The 17,550-nt window shown below is 72.6% G+C and carries 16 protein-coding genes; 7 read left to right on the top strand and 9 right to left on the bottom strand.

The window, feature by feature from the left end:
* On the bottom strand, positions 1 to 1,120 hold a 1,120-nt coding region (locus BU204_RS41910), incomplete at its 3' end, for a WXG100 family type VII secretion target (protein WP_075125758.1).
* Positions 1,113 to 1,592, bottom strand: a complete 480-nt coding sequence (locus BU204_RS12315; RefSeq protein WP_075125757.1) for a hypothetical protein — start codon at positions 1,590 to 1,592, stop codon at positions 1,113 to 1,115. The genes BU204_RS41910 and BU204_RS12315, both read right to left, overlap by 8 nt.
* Positions 1,593 to 1,924: 332 nt before the next feature.
* On the opposite strand from BU204_RS12315, the gene BU204_RS12310 reads away from it, so the two are divergent.
* Together BU204_RS12310 and BU204_RS12305 are read left to right on the top strand one after the other, a co-directional pair.
* Complete coding sequence (locus BU204_RS12310) at positions 1,925 to 2,506, top strand: PaaI family thioesterase (protein WP_075125756.1); 582 nt, start codon at positions 1,925 to 1,927, stop codon at positions 2,504 to 2,506.
* Between the two features lie 13 nt (positions 2,507 to 2,519).
* A complete protein-coding gene (locus BU204_RS12305; protein ID WP_075125755.1) occupies positions 2,520 to 3,737 on the top strand; it encodes a metallophosphoesterase in 1,218 nt (405 codons plus the stop codon).
* Here the strand turns inward: BU204_RS12305 and BU204_RS42395 are convergent.
* The 6 genes from BU204_RS42395 to BU204_RS41905 form a co-directional block, all read right to left on the bottom strand.
* Positions 3,734 to 7,216: a tetratricopeptide repeat protein gene (locus BU204_RS42395; RefSeq protein WP_456297881.1), complete on the bottom strand. Its 3,483-nt coding sequence runs from the start codon at positions 7,214 to 7,216 to the stop codon at positions 3,734 to 3,736. The two genes, BU204_RS12305 and BU204_RS42395, sit on opposite strands and share 4 nt — an antisense overlap.
* Before the next feature lie 4 nt (positions 7,217 to 7,220).
* Complete coding sequence (locus tag BU204_RS12290) at positions 7,221 to 8,213, bottom strand: glutamate ABC transporter substrate-binding protein (protein ID WP_233160115.1); 993 nt, start codon at positions 8,211 to 8,213, stop codon at positions 7,221 to 7,223.
* Positions 8,210 to 9,562, bottom strand: a complete 1,353-nt coding sequence (locus BU204_RS12285; protein ID WP_075125753.1) for a hypothetical protein — start codon at positions 9,560 to 9,562, stop codon at positions 8,210 to 8,212. Before BU204_RS12285 ends, BU204_RS12290 begins: the two co-directional genes overlap by 4 nt.
* A 286-nt stretch (positions 9,563 to 9,848) precedes the next feature.
* Positions 9,849 to 10,442, bottom strand: a complete 594-nt coding sequence (locus tag BU204_RS12280; protein WP_075125752.1) for a PadR family transcriptional regulator — start codon at positions 10,440 to 10,442, stop codon at positions 9,849 to 9,851.
* A 217-nt stretch (positions 10,443 to 10,659) separates the two neighbouring features.
* Positions 10,660 to 10,809, bottom strand: coding sequence for a hypothetical protein (locus BU204_RS40030; RefSeq protein WP_158073451.1), 150 nt, complete (start codon positions 10,807 to 10,809; stop codon positions 10,660 to 10,662).
* On the bottom strand, positions 10,809 to 10,940 hold the full coding sequence (locus BU204_RS41905; RefSeq protein ID WP_269844639.1) for a hypothetical protein: 132 nt from the start codon (positions 10,938 to 10,940) through the stop codon (positions 10,809 to 10,811). The genes BU204_RS40030 and BU204_RS41905 overlap by 1 nt, the downstream gene beginning before the upstream one ends.
* A gap of 164 nt (positions 10,941 to 11,104) precedes the next feature.
* On the opposite strand from BU204_RS41905, the gene BU204_RS12275 reads away from it, so the two are divergent.
* The 5 genes from BU204_RS12275 to BU204_RS12255 all read left to right on the top strand — a co-directional run bounded on the left by BU204_RS12275 (position 11,105) and on the right by BU204_RS12255 (position 16,695).
* Positions 11,105 to 12,121 (top strand): methyltransferase, encoded by a 1,017-nt coding sequence (locus BU204_RS12275; protein ID WP_143229471.1) that lies wholly within the window; start codon positions 11,105 to 11,107, stop codon positions 12,119 to 12,121.
* A gap of 214 nt (positions 12,122 to 12,335) precedes the next feature.
* Positions 12,336 to 14,207 (top strand): AfsR/SARP family transcriptional regulator, encoded by a 1,872-nt coding sequence (locus tag BU204_RS12270; RefSeq protein ID WP_075125751.1) that lies wholly within the window; start codon positions 12,336 to 12,338, stop codon positions 14,205 to 14,207.
* A gap of 105 nt (positions 14,208 to 14,312) precedes the next feature.
* Complete coding sequence (locus tag BU204_RS12265) at positions 14,313 to 15,203, top strand: hypothetical protein (RefSeq protein ID WP_075125750.1); 891 nt, start codon at positions 14,313 to 14,315, stop codon at positions 15,201 to 15,203.
* Positions 15,204 to 15,295: 92 nt separating this feature from the next.
* The gene (locus tag BU204_RS12260) at positions 15,296 to 16,024 is read left to right on the top strand and encodes a sensor histidine kinase (RefSeq protein WP_075125749.1); all 729 of its coding nucleotides are present in this window, start codon (positions 15,296 to 15,298) and stop codon (positions 16,022 to 16,024) included.
* A complete protein-coding gene (locus BU204_RS12255) occupies positions 16,021 to 16,695 on the top strand; it encodes a response regulator (RefSeq protein ID WP_075125748.1) in 675 nt (224 codons plus the stop codon). The genes BU204_RS12260 and BU204_RS12255 overlap by 4 nt, the downstream gene beginning before the upstream one ends.
* Positions 16,696 to 16,761: 66 nt before the next feature.
* On the opposite strand, the gene BU204_RS12250 is transcribed toward BU204_RS12255, so the two are convergent.
* On the bottom strand, positions 16,762 to 17,472 hold the full coding sequence (locus tag BU204_RS12250) for a hypothetical protein (protein ID WP_075125747.1): 711 nt from the start codon (positions 17,470 to 17,472) through the stop codon (positions 16,762 to 16,764).
* Positions 17,473 to 17,550 lie beyond the last annotated feature (78 nt).

The raw sequence follows: 17,550 nt of genomic DNA, 5'->3' as shown, positions 1-17,550 counted from the left end.
GCACGGCGCCGGGAACGCGGCCGGCCGCCCCGCCCGCACCGAGGCCGCCGGCGGCGAGACCGCCGGCACCGAAACCACCCGCGCCGAACCCACCGCCGGCACCGGTCCCGCCGCGCAGCGTGTCGCCGCCGCCGTTGAGGCTGCCCGGGCCGCCGCCGAAGCCGGGGCCGCCGAGACCGCCACCTGGGCCGGAGCCACCGGGGCCGGGACCGCCGCCCAGCGTCGGGTCGACGAAGCCCGCGGTGGACGTGCCGCCGATCGGAACCCCGCCCGGTCCACCGCCCGCTCCCGAGGGGGAGCCGCCGCCCGCGGACCCGTCGGGACCGCCGGCCGGCGGCGCCCCCTGGTCCACCTCGGCCGGGCGCGGTGTCCAGGCGGCGCCCGGCTCGATGCCGGTGTCGCCGTCGGTGAACTGCGGGATCGAGTCGTGCACCTCCTTGGACCGCGACTCGTAGGCCTCCATCACGGCGACCGCCTCTGCCTTGCGCGCCCTGGCCTGCTCGTGGCTCGCCATGCCGTCGGTGAGCAGCGCACGCAGGAACACCGCGTCGCTCGGGCCGCCGTTGGTGGTCACGGTGTAGCCGTTGCGGAAGTTCCGCTCCGCGGTGGCGAACACCGGCTCGGGCATCCGCCGCTGGGCCGCCTCGACGGCCTCGGTGTAGTCGGCCATCTTCTCGGCGATGCGGCCGGCGGTGTGGCTGGCCGTGCCCGCCCACTGCAGGAGGCGGGTGTTGGCGCCCGCGGCGTTCACCGCGGCCTGCCCCCGCCACGACCCCATCACGCGCTCGACGACCTGCTGGACGCGGCCGGTGGTGTCCTCGATCCGACCGGCGAGCGCACTCCACTCGCTCGCCCGGGCGTACATCTGCTCCGGCTTGGCCTGCATGATCATGTCGTAGAGGTGGTCGTGCTGGTAAGCATCCCAGTTGACCTTGCCGAACCGGCTCTGCGCGCGGTTGCGCCGGCGTTCGCGGCGACGCCGTTCGGAACGCTCCCGGGCGCGCCCGGCCGGCGGGTGGGACTCGTTCCACGTCCTGCGCCTGCGGTCGCGATCGTAGTCGCTCGAGGCGTGATTGCGGTCGCTGGTCAGCCACTCCTGCTGGGGGTCGGGCTCACGCATCGCCGACCTCCCGGTCCAGCTGCTCCATCTGCCGGTTGAGCCGGGCCGCGGCGTCCCCGTCCACGCCCTGGTAGGTGCTCAGCGTCTGCAGGATCGCCGAGCGCACGTCGAACAGCTCCTCGATGTAGTCGACCAGCGCCGCCTGGACGCCCCCGTCGACGTCGGCACGGTCGAGGAACGCCTTGCGCATGGGCCCGGTGACCGGACTCGAGCCGTCACCGAGCGGGCCGGACAGCGAGTTCGCCTCCCGCAGCTGCGCGAACAGGTCGTCGTGCAGCTGGGCCAGCTCACGCTCCGCGGTGACGAGGGCGTCGAAGTCGGCCGCGATGCCGTCCATGTTCGTGCCGTTCACCCCGTGCACCGGCAGCTCGCCGGCCCGGATGTCCGGCGCGACATAGGCCACCGTCCGCGGCCGGTGCTCGCGGTACAGCTCCTTCGCCTCGCTGAAGCTGTCCACGCGTTCGCGCGCCATGCGCCACCTCCCCTTCATGCCCGTTCGGCATCAGCCTGGACATACTGACCCGCCGGGACCAGCAAATCCAGCCGTTCCTGCACAACTCGTCACATTCGCGACTCAGCTGAACAAGCGGGCCGGTACGAGCAGCCGCGCGAGCCGGTCGGCCAACTCGGACGCCCGGTCGAGCGCGGGCGCGACCAGCTCCGCCACCGGCACCCGGCCCTCCTCCGGCTCGTCCCGCTCGATCGCGCACCTCCTGTCTCACGGCTATCCCACCCCGAGGGTGGCGCCGGGGTCGAGGCGGGCTGCTCATCGGGGCAACACAGCTGCGCAACTACGCTGACCGGGTGAGCCGAGTACCCCCGCCATGGCCTCCGGTCGAGGTCGAGACCGCGCACCGGCATCCCGACGCCCCGCCGCCTGGCACCAAGTTCGGCCCGCACTACGCCCACTGCTTCGGCTGCGGGGACGAGGTGGAGCACGGGCTGCACCTGCAGACCGAGGCCGGCGAGGGCACCGCGATCCACGCCCAGTTCACGGTGACCGAGGCGCACCAGGGCGCGCCGGGGCTCGCCCACGGCGGCCTGCTGGCCTGCGCGTTCGACGAGGCACTCGGGGTCACCGTCGGCCAGCAGCTGCGCCGTCCCGCGGTGACCGGGCGCCTGGAGACCGACTTCCTGGCCCCGGTGCCGGTCGGCTCGACACTGCACATCGTCGGCACCCTCGACGGGATCGCCGGGCGCAAGGTGTACGCCAGCGCCGAGGGCAGGCTGGACGCACCGGACGGGCCGCTCGCGCTGCGTGCGCGGGCGCTGTTCGTGATCGTCGACTTCCGCCACTTCGTCGAGCACGGGCGTGCGGAGGACCTGCGCGCCGTCGCGGAGAACCCCAGCCTGCTGCGGCAGAGCCGGTTCGACATCAACCCCTGAGAGGCCTGGGCCGATGTTCGGTGTGATCCTCAGCACGCTCGTCGGGCTGATGCACCTCTACCTGTGGAAGCGCCTGGTCAAGGACACCACCGCGAAGGGGACCGCGCGCCGGGTGGGCACCGTCGCGTTCGCGTTCCTGGCCCTGCTGGTCTTCGTCACGCTCATCCTCGGCCGCTCGGTGCCGCCGTCGACGGCGAGGTGGTTCGCCTGGCCCGGCTACATCTGGTTCGGCATGGTCATCTACCTGTTCCTGACCACCCTGGTGCTGGAGATCCCGCGGCTGCTGCTGCGCGGGTGGGTCCGCCGGCGGCCGCTCGAGGCCACCGCGACCACGGACGCGGCGCCCCCGGTGGACCAGCCGACAAAGGACGAACCGGCGAAGCCTCAGGTCAACCAGAGCCGACGGCTGTTCCTGGCCAGGGCGACGGCCGTCGCAGCGGGTGCCGCGTCGACCTCGCTGGTCGGCGTGGGCCTGGGCAACGCCCTCGGACCGCCGGACCTGCTGCGGGTACCGGTGGCCCTGCGCCGGCTGGACCCGTCGTTGGCCGGCTTCCGCATCGCCGTGGTCAGCGACATCCACCTCGGACCGGTGCTGGGCCGGTCACACACCGAGCGCATCGTCCGGATGATCAACGAGAGCGAGCCGGACCTGGTGGCGGTGGTCGGCGACCTGGCGGACGGCACGGTCGCCGACCTGGGCCGCGCCGCCGAGCCGCTGGCCGACCTGGCGCCGCGCGAGGGCAGCTTCTTCGTCACCGGCAACCACGAGTACTTCGTCGAGCCCGAGGCCTGGATCCGGGAGATGGACCGGCTCGGCGTGCACCCACTGCGCAACGAGCGCACGACGATCAGCCGCGGCGGCGCCGCCATCGACCTCGCCGGGGTGAACGACCTGGCCGGCCGCACTTCCGGCGACGGGCCGGACTTCGACCGCGCGCTCGACGGGCGGCGCGGCGACCGCCCGGTCGTCCTGCTCGCCCACCAGCCGGTACAGGTCGAGGACGCGGCGCGGCGCGGGGTGGACCTGCAGCTGTCCGGCCACACCCACGGCGGCCAGCTGTACCCGTTCCACCACTTCGTGCCGCTGGCGCAGCCGGCCGTCTCCGGCCTGGCCCGGATCGAGGACACCTGGCTCTACGTGACCAGGGGCGCCGGCTTCTGGGGCCCGCCGATCCGGGTCGGCGCGCCCCCGGACATCTCGCTCATCGAGCTGAGGCCCGACGCGCCCTAAGTGAGGGTGCGCGGGCGGATGGCGTTGGCCCGGTCGACCAGGTCGTGACGCTGTTCGGTCGTGCCGGCCAGCCGGGCGAGTGCGCGGTAGCAGCGCTCGAGGCCGAAACGGAGCTCGCGCTCGGAGAGCTGGCAGCCCAGTAGGGTTCGAGCCGCGGTACCGGCCGGGGCGGCACCCGGGCGGCCGGCGCGGAGCCAGGCGTGGGCGGCCTCGAGGACCTCCGCCGTCAGCAGGGCCCGGCGTTCGGCGTCCAGCGAGAGCCGTTCGAGGCGTCGGGCGGCGTCGTGCAGGTCGTGCTCGACGACGGCGGCGTTATCGGCCGGCCTGAGCTTGGTCTTGATCGCGGCGACCTGGGCGGCGACGTGGTGGCTGGAGGTGTCCGGGACCGCCTCGAGGACCTCGATCGCGCTGGCTCGGGCCCCCTGGGCCAGGTAGACCCTGGCCAGGCCGAACGCGGCGCTCACCCACGCCCGGTCGGTCCGCCAGACCAGCTCGTAGTACCGGGCGGCGGCGAAGTAGTTGCCGGCGTACTCGGCGCTGACCGCGAGCGCGAGCTTCGGCGGGATCTCGCCGGGCACGGCGTCGTACACCCGCTCGAAGGCCCTGCCCGCCTCGTCGGGGCGTCGTGTCGCGAGGCGGATCAGCCCCTGGTACCAGTCCGGGCGCCAGTCGGCGGGGTCGGTCACCAGCCGGCGGGCCGCCTCGAGCTCGCCCTGGGCGGCGCGCAGGTCGCCCAGCTCGAGCCGCGCCCGCACCATCCGCAGCCGCACCTCGATGGAGTCCTGCGGCGCCGAGGCCAGCGCCGCGACCAGCTCAGCCGGCTCGGTCGCGGTGATGCTGGCCAGCGCGCTCGCCGCGTGGTCCTGGGTGTCGACCAGCGGCAGCGGCAGGATCGAGGCCACCTCCAGCGGGTCCGGCGACGGCAGCGACCCCCGCTCCCCGACGACGAGGCCGGAGCCGAATGTCCTGGTCTCGACGGCGAACACGGTCGAGGTCCCGGGGCGGGGCCGACCGGTGCCCAGCGCCATGACCTCCCGCAGGACCCCGGTGAGCTGGTCGGCCATCTCCTCGGCGGAGGCGAACCGGAGCACCGGATCGGCGTGCGTGGCGCGCTTGAGGACGCGGTAGTACGAGCCGAAGAGGGCGAACAGCGGCTCCTCGTCCGGGCCGGGCAGCGTGTACTTGTGCCGGGTGGTGTAGCCGGAGAACTCGATGGACAGCACGGCGAGCGTGCGGCCGACGGTGTAGATGTCGGAGGCGACCGAGGCACCCTCGGTGGCGAGCTCGGGGGCGCTGTAGCCGAGGGTGAAGAAGAGCGGGCTCTCGTAGTCGTCGGTCTGCCGGACGGCACCGAGGTCGATCAGCTTGAGCTGTTCGCCGGACTGGATGACGTTGTCGGGCTTGAGGTCGCAGTACAGCATGTCGATGCTGTGCAGGTAGCCGATGGCGGGCAGGATCTCGAGGCCGTAGGCGATGACCTGGCCGATCGGCAGTGGCTCGGCGCGGCCGGTCTCACGGTGGTGGGAGAGGGCGAGCTGGCGCAGCGACTGGCCGCCCACGTACTCCATGACGATGTAGCCGACCAGGTTGCCGGTCTTCGGGTCGGGGTGCTGGACGAAGTTGTAGATGCGGACCACGTTGGGGTGCTCGACCTCGGCGAGGAAGCGGCGCTCGGCGACCGCGGAGGCCATCGAGGTGGCGTCCCCGGTGTCGATCATGCCCTTGAGCACGACCCAGCGGTCGGAGACGTTGTGGTCCTTGGCGAGGTAGACCCAGCCGAGGCCGCCGTAGGCCAGGCAGCCGAGCACCTCGTACTGCCCGGCCACGAGGTCGCCCTGGACGAGGCGGGGGCGGAAGTTGAAGTAGGTGCCGCAGGTCTCGCAGTCACCCTCGGTGGCGCCCGGCGCGCCGTTCCGGGACCGGCCGACCTCGGCACCGCAGCTGTTGCAGAACCGCTTGCTCTCGCCGACCGCGGGGTCGCTGAGCACGGCCGAGGCCGGGTCCTTCACCGGGACGACGGGCACCTCGACCAGCCCGGCGCCGAGCCGGCCCCGCGTGGAGGCCCGCCGCCCGCCGGTGGTGGGCGCCGTACTGGAGCCGGTCCGCAGCGGGCTCTCCCGGCTGGGCCGGGAGATCGTCAGCGCGCCGCCCGGCGGGTCGACGGACAGGGTGACCGACGATTCGCCGAGCGCACCGGTCGGCTCGGCCACGCCCGGGTCGGGCTCCGGTCTCGGCTCCGGTCTCGGCTTCGGCTTCGGCGCGACCGGCGGCCCGGCGATGGTGGGCGGCGGGACGAACTCGGTGGCGTGCCGCTGGCTGGACGCCGGACGAGGCCGTTCGGCGGGCGCCGCGCCCGACGCGCGCCGCGCGGCACCGCCGGACGCGGGGGTGATCGCCTGCGTCCCCTGCCCGGGCTGAGGCCGCTCGTTTCGGGGTTGGTCGCTCTGGGGCTGCCCGGTCGGGGACTGGTCGGTCTCGGGCTGCCCGGTGCGAGGCCGCTCGGTCCAGGGCTGGTCGGTGTGGAGCTGCCCGGTCCGAGGCTGCCCGGTCCGAGGCTGCTCACCCCTGTGCCGGCTGGAGTCTGGCTGCTCGGTCAAGGGCTTGCCACTCTGGAGCTGCCCGCTCCCAGACTGCTCACCCCAGGGCCTGCCGGTGGAGAGCTGCTCGGCCTGAGGTCGCTCGCCCGCGGGCTGGTCGGTCTGAGGATGCCCGGTCCAGGGCTGGGCGGTCTGGCGCTGTCCGATCGAGGGCTGTCCGATCGAGGGCTGTTCGATCGAGGGCTGTCCGATCGAGGGCTGTCCGATCGAGGGCTGTCCGATCGAGGGCTGCCCGGTCCGGCGCTGCTCCGCCTGTGGCTCACCGTGGCCGCCGGGAGTTGCGCGAGGTTCCCGGGCCGGGGCGGCCGGAGGTGCTCCGGCCTGGTCCTGCCCCACCTCGACCGACCCAGCCTGTCCCACCTGCGCCCGGCCGGCCTGACCGTGGCCGGAGGAGCCGGTCTCGTCCAGGGCCTGTCCCTCACCCGTCGCACCGAGCGGTCGCTCCTCCTGGTCCACGCCCGGCCGGTTCCGCACCGCCTCCGCCTCCGCCTCGGCTGCCGCCCAGGCCTCGGCCGGGCTCGGCGAGAGGTTGCTCTGGGGCTGGTTCGAGGGGATCGCGCTCACCTGCTCGTGTCTCGCCGGGGTGGGGGTGGCGGCGGCCGGGGGGCCGACGGCGACGGCGGCCCGAGGCCCGGAAGCATGCGCCGCCGGTCGGACCGGGTCGGGGGTCGGGGCGGGTACGGGGCGTTGGTCGGGGGAGCGGAACCAGCCCTGGCCGCGTTCTGGGTGTTCCTCGGCGCTCCGACGGAGGAGTTGAGCCTGCTCCTCGGCCTGGCGGCGCAGTTGCTCGGCGGAGCCCGTGCCGGCCACCGCCACGCCGCACGCCGTGCAGCCGCCGTCCAGGACCTCACCGGCGCAGCCGGGCCTCGGGCAGGTTGTCATGGCATCAGTCCCGGTACCTCAGGGGTGGCGGGTCGGGACGGCGCTCGCCCGTGCGGCCCAGCCACCGGTCGTAGCTGTCCGCCCAGTCGCCCTCGGCCACCGACTGCTCGAGCACCCCGTTGACGAAACGGACCATGTCCTCGTCCTCCTTCGGGATACCGATGCCGTACGGCTCCTCGGTGAACCGCGGCCCGACCATCCGCACGTTGGGGTCCTGCGCCACCATCCCGGCCAGGATCGTGTCGTCCGTCGACACCGCGGCGACCTGCCCCTGCTGCAGCATCACCAGGCAGTCGGTCCAGTTCGGGACCTGGACCGGGACCGGGTCGGCCGGGTGGTCGAGCAGCGTCTTGATCGAGGTGGACCCCTCGGCGGCGCACACCTTCTCCCCGCCGAGCTGGTCCAGCCTCGTCACCTTCGAGGCCCGGTCCACGAGCAGTCGCTGGCCGGCGACGTAGTAGATCGCCGAGAAGTTGATGTCCTGCCAGCGGTCGCAGGTCGCGGTGAACGTGCGCACGACGACGTGCACGTCCCCGTTCTCGAGCGCCGGTACCCGTCCAAGGGACGTCACGACCTTGAACTGGACCCGGTTGGGGTCCCCGAAGATCGCCCGGGCGATCTCCCGCACGCGGTCGATGTCGAAGCCCTCCAGGGCGTTCGTCGTCGGGTTGCGGAAGCCGAACAGGAAGGTGTTCTGGTCCACGCCGGCGATCAGCTTGCCGGCGTCCTGGATCTCCCGCATCGTGCTGCCGGCCGGCATCTCGCCCGGGGTCGGCATCGGGTCCAGCGGCGGCAGGCTCGCCGTCGCGTCGCAGGCGGGGACGGGCTTGACCTCGGTCGACTTCGGGGTCGGGTTCTCCCGCGCACCGACCGGGCGCGGGCGCTCCACGCTCTTCACGGTGGCGAGGTCGACCGGGCGACCGGGCGCCGCGCAGGCGGGCACGGCAAGCACCAGCGTCAGCAACACCGCCAAGCGGTTGGTTCTGCTCACCCTCACCGGTACTCCCGCAGTCGCTCCCGGATACCCATTGTCACCCCGACCGCCGCCAACAGCGAGAGAACGGCGATACCCGGCACCAGGCCGGTCAGCGCGGCGCGCGCCGACGTCGTCTCCTCGACGAACTGGGTCCGGCCGTTGTTGATCGCCCGGAGCAGGTTGGCGTCCAGCTCGGTGAACACCGCGGCGGCACCGTCCGGCCCGTCGCCGACCGCGAGGGCGATCGCGTTCTCGTAGGACCCGCCGTCGTCGAGCTCGCGCACCCTGCCGTGCAGCGCCAGCCAGTCGGCCGCGTTCTGCCGAGCCGCGTCCAGCACCGCCGTCGTCTCCGCGTCGGCGGCCAGACCTCGGGCCCGCACGAGCAGGTTCTCCTCCCCGTCGCCGCCGATCTTCGGGGCCAGCTCCTTCCAGTCCTCCTCGTAGACGCCGCCGTCGCCCCGCGCCACCAGCGTGAGCGTCTCGTTGGCCCGCATGGTCAGCGCCACGATCCGCGCCTGCACGGCGAGCTCCACCTGCCGGGTTCCGGTGTCGTGCCCGTCGGCGATCCGGACCGACTCGAGCACGAGCGCGACCGAGCCCCAGACGAGCCCGACGACGACCGACCCGGATGCCACGACCAGCCCGATGTTGAGCAGCCGGTTGGTCCGCCTGGTCAGGTACAGCTGGGTGGCGACCAGCGCGGCGAGCAACACCAGCACCAGCGCGGTGCTACCCCAGGGGAACGCCCGGGCGTGGGCCTGCTCGTCGGCGAGGCGCCGGAAGTCGATCGAGTACAGCTCCTCGGCGGCGGGCAGCAGCTTGGCGCGCATCAGCCCGGACGCCTCGCGGAGGTAGGCTGCCCCGGCCGGGAAGCCCTGCCGGTTGTAGGCCCGTGCCGTCTCGACCAGACCGGTGTAGACCGGGAGCTGCTGGGCCAGCTGGTCCACCTGGCGCTGCGCCTCGGGCACCTCGGCCACGTCCGCGGCGGCCTGGGCCAGGTTGGCCCCCGCCTGGGCGATGTCCAGCTCGTAGCGCTCGCGCAGGGCCGCGGGCGGCGTGCCGCCGGAGAGGAACGCGCTGGCCGCGGTGGCGTCCGCGTCCGACAGCGAGCGGTAGATCTGCTGGGACGCGGCGGCGACGGGTTCCCGGTGCTCGATGAGGTTGTCGATCGCGTCCTGCTTCTCCTGCACGGCCAGCGCCCCCACGACGCCCGTGACCAGCGCGAGCATGACGAGAGCGACGCCGATCACGAACAGGCGTCCCGGGCTGCTGGTGGCCGAGCGGCGAGCGTGCCGCATCGCGGTCGCCGGCATGACCAACAGGCTGCGCCGAGCGGGGGCCAGCCGCTCCGGTGGCGGCACGGTCACCATCAGTGATCCCGAAGCGCGGTGCACGGTCGGCAAGCCGACACGACGTTTCCCATGAGGACGCTCCCCCCTCGGAGTGACCACGCGTGCTTCCAGACGAACCTAGTGCAGCGAACGTCGCACTGCCAGCGTTACCTCACCCTCGCGCCACCCCGGAAGTACGGAGAGTAACGGGCACGCTGCGTAGCGAAGTACTTTCACCATTCGCGACTCGGACGTCCGGACCGGCGTCCTGGATCCCGATGAGCACCGCGCGGTTCCCCGCCTGGTGGTCCTACCCGGGCGAGCCCTACCCCTCGATCGTCGCCGCCACGTCCCGGATCCACTCCTCGGACCAGGTGAGCCGGCCCGCGCGCAGGTCGGCGGCCACGCCCTCGACCCAGCGGAGCTCGCTCTCCCGCATCGTCACCAGGTACTCGTCGTCGAGCAGGAACAGGCGCGGCAGGTCCCCCATGGCCTCGTACTCCGCCCGCGAGACCTCGATCTCCGCGCGCAACGCCTCCGCCCGCGAATCGAGCTGGGCGAGCACGTCGACCGGCTCCAGCAGCATCACCGACGTCAGCGCGGCCGGAAACTCCGGGAACTCCCGCCGGGGGGCGGACAACATGGACCTGGTCCAGGAGCGCAGCGTCGCCCAGCCCTCGTCGGTGATCTCGTAGACGGTCCGCTCGGGGCGGCGCTCCTCGCGCGTGGTTTCCCGCACGCCGATCAGCTCGGCACGCAGGAGCCGCTCGATGGTCTGGTACACGCTGTTGCGCTGGGCGACGTTGGCGATCTTGTCCTTCCCGCGCTCCTTGATCATCTGCTGCATCCGGTAGGGGTGCATCGGCTCCTCGGCCAGCAGGGCGAGCACCACCAACGCGAGTGGAGAACTCCTGGTCATCCCGGCAGGGTAAGCCGGTCCCATGACCAGTCATGGTCGAAATGGTCCACCTGTGACTAGTCAGGGGCTGGGACATGCCCACAATGACCACCCGAACAGGTGGTGCCCGCGTGTCGTCGAGCCCGCGGGGCCGGGCGAGTGAGATCCGATGCGGCGCCGTGCGGACAGCGCTGGCCGAGCGGCGCCGCACCGGTTCTCCATCCGACCGCGCGACGCCTCAGCCGCGCAGCCGGGTGGTGCAGGACCGGCACTGGACCATCCGCGGCCAGCCCTCCGGTCGGGCGCCCCACATCGGCCAGGCCACGCCGGCCAGCGTGCGGAGCAGACAGCCCCCGCACAGGCGGGGACGGCGGGAGGACCGCGCCATCAGTTGTACCCCCGGATGAGGTGATCGTCGCTGGAGTGGTCGGTCACCGGGGAGGTCTGCTGGCCGGCCGCCTCCCGCACCGGCGCCCCCGCCGTCCGGGTGTCACGTTCACTGTGCGACTGCGTGCTCATGGCGACTCCTCGCGTCTCTCGATGGCGCAAGGCTGGGTCCGGAACCTCGAGGACCACTCGAGACCGAACCGAGACGAGGCGGTCGCGACGGTCCCTCGAGCCCGCCTCGAGTGCATGCACGGACGCTCGGCCGGATCGTCGCCTCGAGTTCGAGAGGAGCACCGGTGGCCGCCGAACCAGTGAACGCCCCGGCCGGTCCGGCCGACCTGTTCCAGGCGGCGACCGCCTTCTGGCACTCGCGGGTACTCGCCGTCGCCGTCGAGCTCGACCTGTTCTCCTTGCTCGCCACCGGGCCGGCCTCCCTCGAGGAGCTGTGCGCGCGGCTGCGGCTGCACCCCCAGCCGACCGAGGCACTGCTGGGCGGCCTCTGCGCGATCGGCATCCTCGAGCACGACGAACACGGCTACCGCAACGGGCCGACCGCGGCGACCTGGCTCGATCGGGCGAGCCCGGACTACCTCGGTGGGCTGTTCGCGCTCGCGGGCTGGCAGTTCCCGCTGTGGACACGACTGCGCGACCTGCTGGAGACCGGGCAGCCACAGGGCGACCGGGCCGGCCTCGGGTTCGACGGTGACGCGCTCGCACTGCGTCGGTTCGCCGAGACGGCCGAGGGACTGGCCGCCGACTGCGGGCCGGCGCTCGCCGCGGCGTTGGACTGGTCCGCGGTGACCAGTGTCGTCGACCTCGGCGGTGCCCGCGGCGGCACGCTCGCCACCGTGCTGGCCGCACACTCGCACCTGGTGGGAACCTGCTTCGACATCCCCGCGATGGCCCCGCTGTTCGACGAGCTCGCCGGGCGGCTCGGCCTGGCCGAACGGATGCTTTTCCGCGGCGGCGACTTCTTCGCCGACGTGCTCCCGCCGGCCGAGGTCTACCTGCTCGGCCACCTCATGTCCGACTGGGACGAGGAGCGTTGCACCGACCTGGTGGCCCGCGCCGCCGAGGCACTGGAACCGGGCGGAACGCTGGTCGTGCTCGACTCGTTGATCGACCCCGACCGGCCCAGCACGGCCCGGAACTGGTTGGTGAACCTCAACACCCAGCTGGTGAACCCGAGCGGTAGCGTCCGCTCCACAGTGGACTGTGCGGACTGGTTGCGTTCCGCCGGGATGTCGGGCGTGCAGGTGCGTGCCCTGGTCGGCTCCGAGTCACTGGTGCTCGGCACCAAGCCGCGAAGATGAGTCGAGCAGTAGTCGAAGAACGCTGACAGCGACAGTTCCACGACGCCGTGGGTGCCACCATGAGATTTGTCGGGTTGAGCGCAGTCTGGGAGTTCTCATGCAGAATCGTCACACTGGAGCAGAAGCCACATCAACACTTCTGCGGCACACCGGGACGACCCGCATCGTAGCGAACCAGCCGCGCTCCGGGGAACCTGGGGCTATCACGCTCGGCGTGCTCGGCCCGCTGTTACTCGTGCGGGGTGACAAGGTGGTCACCCCGTCAGCGCCCAAGCTGCGCCAAGTGCTCTCGCTGCTGGCAGTCCAGGCCAACTCGGTCACCCGGGTCGACCAACTCGTCGAGGAGCTGTGGGAGCAGAGCCCGCCACAGAGCGCACTGACCACCGTGCAGACCTACATCTACCAGCTGCGCAAGCTGTTGAAGCTCGACGACAAGCCGGTCGACGGGGTGGTGGCGAGCCCGACGCTGATCAGTCACCCCGGTGGTTACATCCTCCAGCTGCCCGACCTCGACTCGATCGACGCGAACCTGTTCGAGCAGCTCGCCAGGCGCGGGCGGCAGGAGCTGCTCTCGGCCAACACCGAGGCCGCCTCGGAGACCTTCCGCGACGCACTCTCCCTGTGGCGGGGAGACTTCCTCGAGGGAGTCGCGAGTGGACCACTGCTGTACTCGCACGCCACCCGGCTCGAGGAGCTGCGCCGGACGGTGCTCGCGCTGCGCATCGAAGCCGACCTCCAGCTCGGTCGGCACCAGGAGATCATCGGCGAGCTGACCAGCCTGGTGAACGGCGAGCCGACCAGGGAGGACTTCTCGGCCAAGCTGATGATCGCGCTGTACCGCAGCGGTCGCCGTGCCGACGCGCTCGGCGTGTACCAGCGGATCCGCACCGCCCTCGTGGACGAGCTCGGCCTGGACCCCGCCGCGGAGCTACAGCGGTTGCACCAGCTGATGCTGGAGGCCGACCCGGAGCTGGACCTGCCCGGCACCGGCGCGGGCGCCACCCAGCCGGCCGACAGCGCGCAGCCGACCGTCCAGGTCGGACATCTGGTGCCGGCGCAACTGCCGGCCGAGGTACCGGACTTCGTCGGCCGCCATGCCGAGATAGACGCGTTCACACGTCTGCTGACCGGGCCGGACATCCAGGGTCTGCGCGTGGTGAACGTGGTGGGCCGGCCCGGGATCGGCAAGAGCGCGTTCGTGGCCAGGGCGGGCCGGGGGGTGCGGGCGCACTTCCCCGACGGGCAGCTCTACGTCGACCTCGCCGGTGCCGACGGCAGCCCGATGCCGGTCCGGCAGGTGCTGATCGCGATGCTCAAGGCGATCGGCGCGGAGGAGACGGACGTGCCGAACAGCGTCGCCGAGGCCGCCCTGATGTTCCGCAGCTGGACAGCGGACCGGCGCCTGCTCGTCGTGCTGGACAAGGCAGGCGCCGCGGACATGCTGCGCCACCTGGTACCCAGCGGCTCGGGCTGCGGGCTGGTCGTCGTCAGCAGGGTGCCGGTGGACGCGCTGCCCGGCGCGGTGCGGCTGCGGCTGCCGGTGCTGTCGGTGCCGGAGTCGGTACAGCTGCTGGCGACGACCGTCGGCGAGCAGCGGGTGAGCCAGGAGCTGGACGCGGCGGAACGGCTCGTCGAGCTGACCGACCGGCTGCCACTGGCGCTGCGGGCGGTCAGCGCGAAGCTCGCCGGCCGGCCGGGGTGGCACCTGTCGCGGATGGTGGCCAGGATGACCGACGAGCGGAACCGGATGAACGAGCTGAGCTACGGCGGGTTCGACGTGTTCGGCCGGCTCGCCGAGGCCTACCAGACGCTCTCCGCCCGGCAGCGCTGGGTCTTCCGCCGGCTCGCCGCCGCACACGACGAACTGCTGACCGCCGGCGAGATCGCCGAGCGGGTGAGCATGACCCCGGCCGCAGTGCACACCGTGCTGGACCAGCTGGTCGACGCCGACCTGGTGGAGGAGCTCGAGGGCGACGAGCCGGAGCCGCGGCACCAGGTGCCGCCGCTAGTCAGGCTGGTCGGCCTGTCCGGCATGCTCGGCAGCTCCTGGTGGAAACGCACGACCGGTCACCTCTCCCCCGGCTGAGCTCGAGCGGAGCTCGATCCGGCGTCGAGCGTTTCTCGTGTTCGGCTTTCTAGGTTTTGGCCAAGCGGCCATAACTGGTCGGCTGGGACGAGAAGGGGAACGGCTGTGCAGTCCGAGGTTCGGGCCCCTGACGAGTGGCCCCATGGTCAGGTCATCCAGCGTGGTTCGGACATCTCCGTGCTCGCCGCCACCCGGTCCGAGCGGGTCGGCGGGCGGGCCGGGCTGCGGCTGGGGGCGAGGGTCCTCCCCGTCGGCCGCTGGATGGCGCGCCGGCACGCGCTGGTCGGCGCCGAGGTGGGGGTGACCGCGAGCCTGCTCGACCAGCTCCCCGTCGCACCGACCGTCGTGATCGTGGTCGCACCCGAGGTCGAGGTGGACGACGTGGTCGAGCAGCTGCTGACCGCGGCGCACGGGATGCTCACCCTCCACTGTCCGACCTCGGGGCCGCTGACCCTCGGGGTGGCCAACCCGGACCCCGTCCGCGCCGGGTCGGCCGGCAAGCTCGTCATGTACAACCAGCACCTCGAGGCGTTGCCCGAGGCCCTGGTGGAGGCCGTCGCCGCCGCGCGCCGCTGGGGGCTGACCACCGCCCACGGCAACTGCGTGCTGCTGCTGCAGCCGTTCGTGCCGGCGACGGCGACCGCCGTGGTGCACGCCCACCCGGACCGCCACCGCGCGGTGCGGGTGGACGGCCGGTGGGGGCTGACCGAGGCACAGTCCCCGGCCGACACCTTCGAGGTGCCGGCCGACGGCGGCGCGATCCGCGAGCAGCTCGCCTGGAAGCCAACGGCGCATGTGACAGCGGACGGCGGGACGCACATCGTGAGCCTCCCGGTCGCCTGGCGGTACCGGTACTCGCTCGGCCGGGCCACCGTTCGCCAGCTTGCCTCGCTGTCCCGCAACGCCGCCGTCACCGCTGGTCGGCCTCTCTCGCTGGACGTCGCGCTGGCCTCGACCGGACCCGTGGTGCTGCGCTGCCGGCCGGCGAACAGCTGACCGGATGCTCGAATCCGCCCTGCTCCCGTTTCGAGGTGGCTTCCAGGGTCGCGGCACAACATCAAGAGGTAAGCCAAGCCTCGGAGGTCCCTGTGCCCCGCGCCCTCACCGTGGAAAACCGCAAACAACGTCACGCCAGGAAGCCCGGCCTGCCGGCCGAGTGCCGGACCGGTGAGTGCCAGCACTACCAGGAGATGGTCCGGCTCCGGCGGAACCTGCACGACGGGCTCGGGCCAGGGCTGGCCGGGATCATGGTGCGTGCCGACGTCCTCACCCAGCTGCTGACGGCGAACCAGGGTGCGGCCGAGGAGGTGCTGCACGAGCTGCGCCGCGAGGCCGCCGCGTTCATGGCCGAGTTCCGGCGCATGCTCGCCGACCAGAGTCCGGCCGAGCTGGACGGCCACGAGCTCGACGACGCGCTGCGGACGCTGGGCAGGCGGATGAGCCGGGCGAGCGGCGGCACCCTGGTGGTCTCCGTGGAGGTCGACGAGACCGTCACCGTGGTCGACCGGGCCGCCCAGGTGGCCGCGTTCTGGATCGCCAAGGAGGCGCTCACGAACGTGGTCAAGCACGCGAAGGCCCGCACCTGCGAGCTCCGTGTGTGGGGCGAGGACGGGCTGCGGCTGGAGATCACCGACGACGGCATCGGCGGCGCGGGCCTCGACCGGCCAGGGGTCGGCCTGACCTCGATGGGCAGCCGCGCCACGGAGCTGGGCGGCTGGTGCGACATCGTGGACAACGGCGTGCGGAACAACGGCTTTGGTGTCACCGTCACCGCCTACCTGCCGGCTCCCTCGCCAGCGGAGGAGACCTACTCATGACAGCGACGATCGAGACCGGCGGGCCGACAATCGCCAAGATCCGCGTGGTGATCGCCGACGACCACCCGGTGTACCTGTCGGGCCTGCGCATGCTGCTGGACCTGATCAACGTGGTCGAGGTGGTCGGCGAGGCCCGCACCGGTCCCGAGGCGCTGTCCGAGGTCTACCGGCTCCGGCCGCACCTCGCGCTGATGGACGTGAACATGCCGGGCACGAGCGGCATCGAGGTGACCAAGACGCTCGCCTCCCGCTGCCCGGACACCTCGGTCATCATCCTCTCGATGCTGGAGGACCGGGACACGTTCCTCGCCGCCATGCGGGCGGGTGCGCGCGGTTACCTGGTCAAGGGCGCCTCCTCGGAGGACATCGGCCAGGCGATCGGCACGGTCCGCCGTGGCGGGGTGGTGTTCGGGGCCGCGGTGGCGAACTGGGCGCTGGACTACCTGAACAAGCCCCGTGAGTCGGCCAACCCGTTCCCCGAGCTGACCGACCGGGAACGGGCGGTGCTGGAGCTGGTCGCCGACGGCCTCGGCAACGCCTCGATCGCCAGGCGGCTCGGGCTCTCGATCAAGACGGTCCGGAACTACCTGTCCCGCATCTTCGCGAAGCTGCAGATCGCCGACCGCACCGAGGCCGCCGTGCAGGCCCGCCGGGCGGGTCTTGGCAACTGAACTGCGAAACACGAGAGGCCGGGCCCGTGCGGCCCGGCCTCTCGTGTTGGCGGTGTGGCGCTCGGCTCAGACCCGGGCCGAGGACTCCGACGCCGCCGGGGACACGGTCTCCTCCGTGGTGGCGGCCGGGGTTCCGCGGAACGCGATCAGCACGGTGACTCCGACGATCCAGAAGAACCCGAGGAAGCGGCCGATCGGCGTGAACAGCACCAGCGGGGGCACGATCGGGGCCAGCGCGGCGAGCACGCCGGCCGCGCCGATCACCAGCCCGGCGATCGTCAACCACTTCGGCAGGACGAGGCCGCGGGCGGCGCCGAGGATCAGGGTGGCGAGCGCGGCCACGTGGATCGGCCCACCCAGCCAGAAGGTGAGCTGGTACAGCAGCTGGGCGGAGGCGTCGTCGTTCACCAGGTCGGTGCCGCCCAGCCCCAGCGTCGCGGCCGCGCTCGCCATCAGCGTCACCGTGGCGGCGATCCCGCCCGCCTGCACCACGTCCGGCCACGGACCGGGCCGGCCGGCCCGGCGCAGGTACGCGGCGAGGATGCCGGCGAACCAGAGCAGGGCCACCGCGCTGAGCACCTGCAGGCCGGCGCTGCGCTCCAGCTGAGCCGCGCCATCGCGCATCGCGTCACCGACGGTGGCCATGTCGTCGGTCGGTCTGGGGAAGCTCGCTCCGGCCATCGCCTGGACGACCGAGGCGGCCAGCCACAGCAGAACGAACAAGGAACCCGTCAGGACGCCCGGACTCCCGCGGCGGGGTTGTCGGGTGGCGGTCATCGCGGTCCTCCGTTGTCGACTCAAGACGTGCCACAGCCGTGGCCGGCCCCAGCGTGCCAGCCCGCGCTGACGAACACC

It is taken from the genome of Actinophytocola xanthii (genome assembly GCF_001921205.1).
In the GTDB taxonomy this organism is placed as follows: domain Bacteria; phylum Actinomycetota; class Actinomycetes; order Mycobacteriales; family Pseudonocardiaceae; genus Actinophytocola; species Actinophytocola xanthii.
This window is presented reverse-complemented; position numbering and strand designations above follow the sequence as displayed.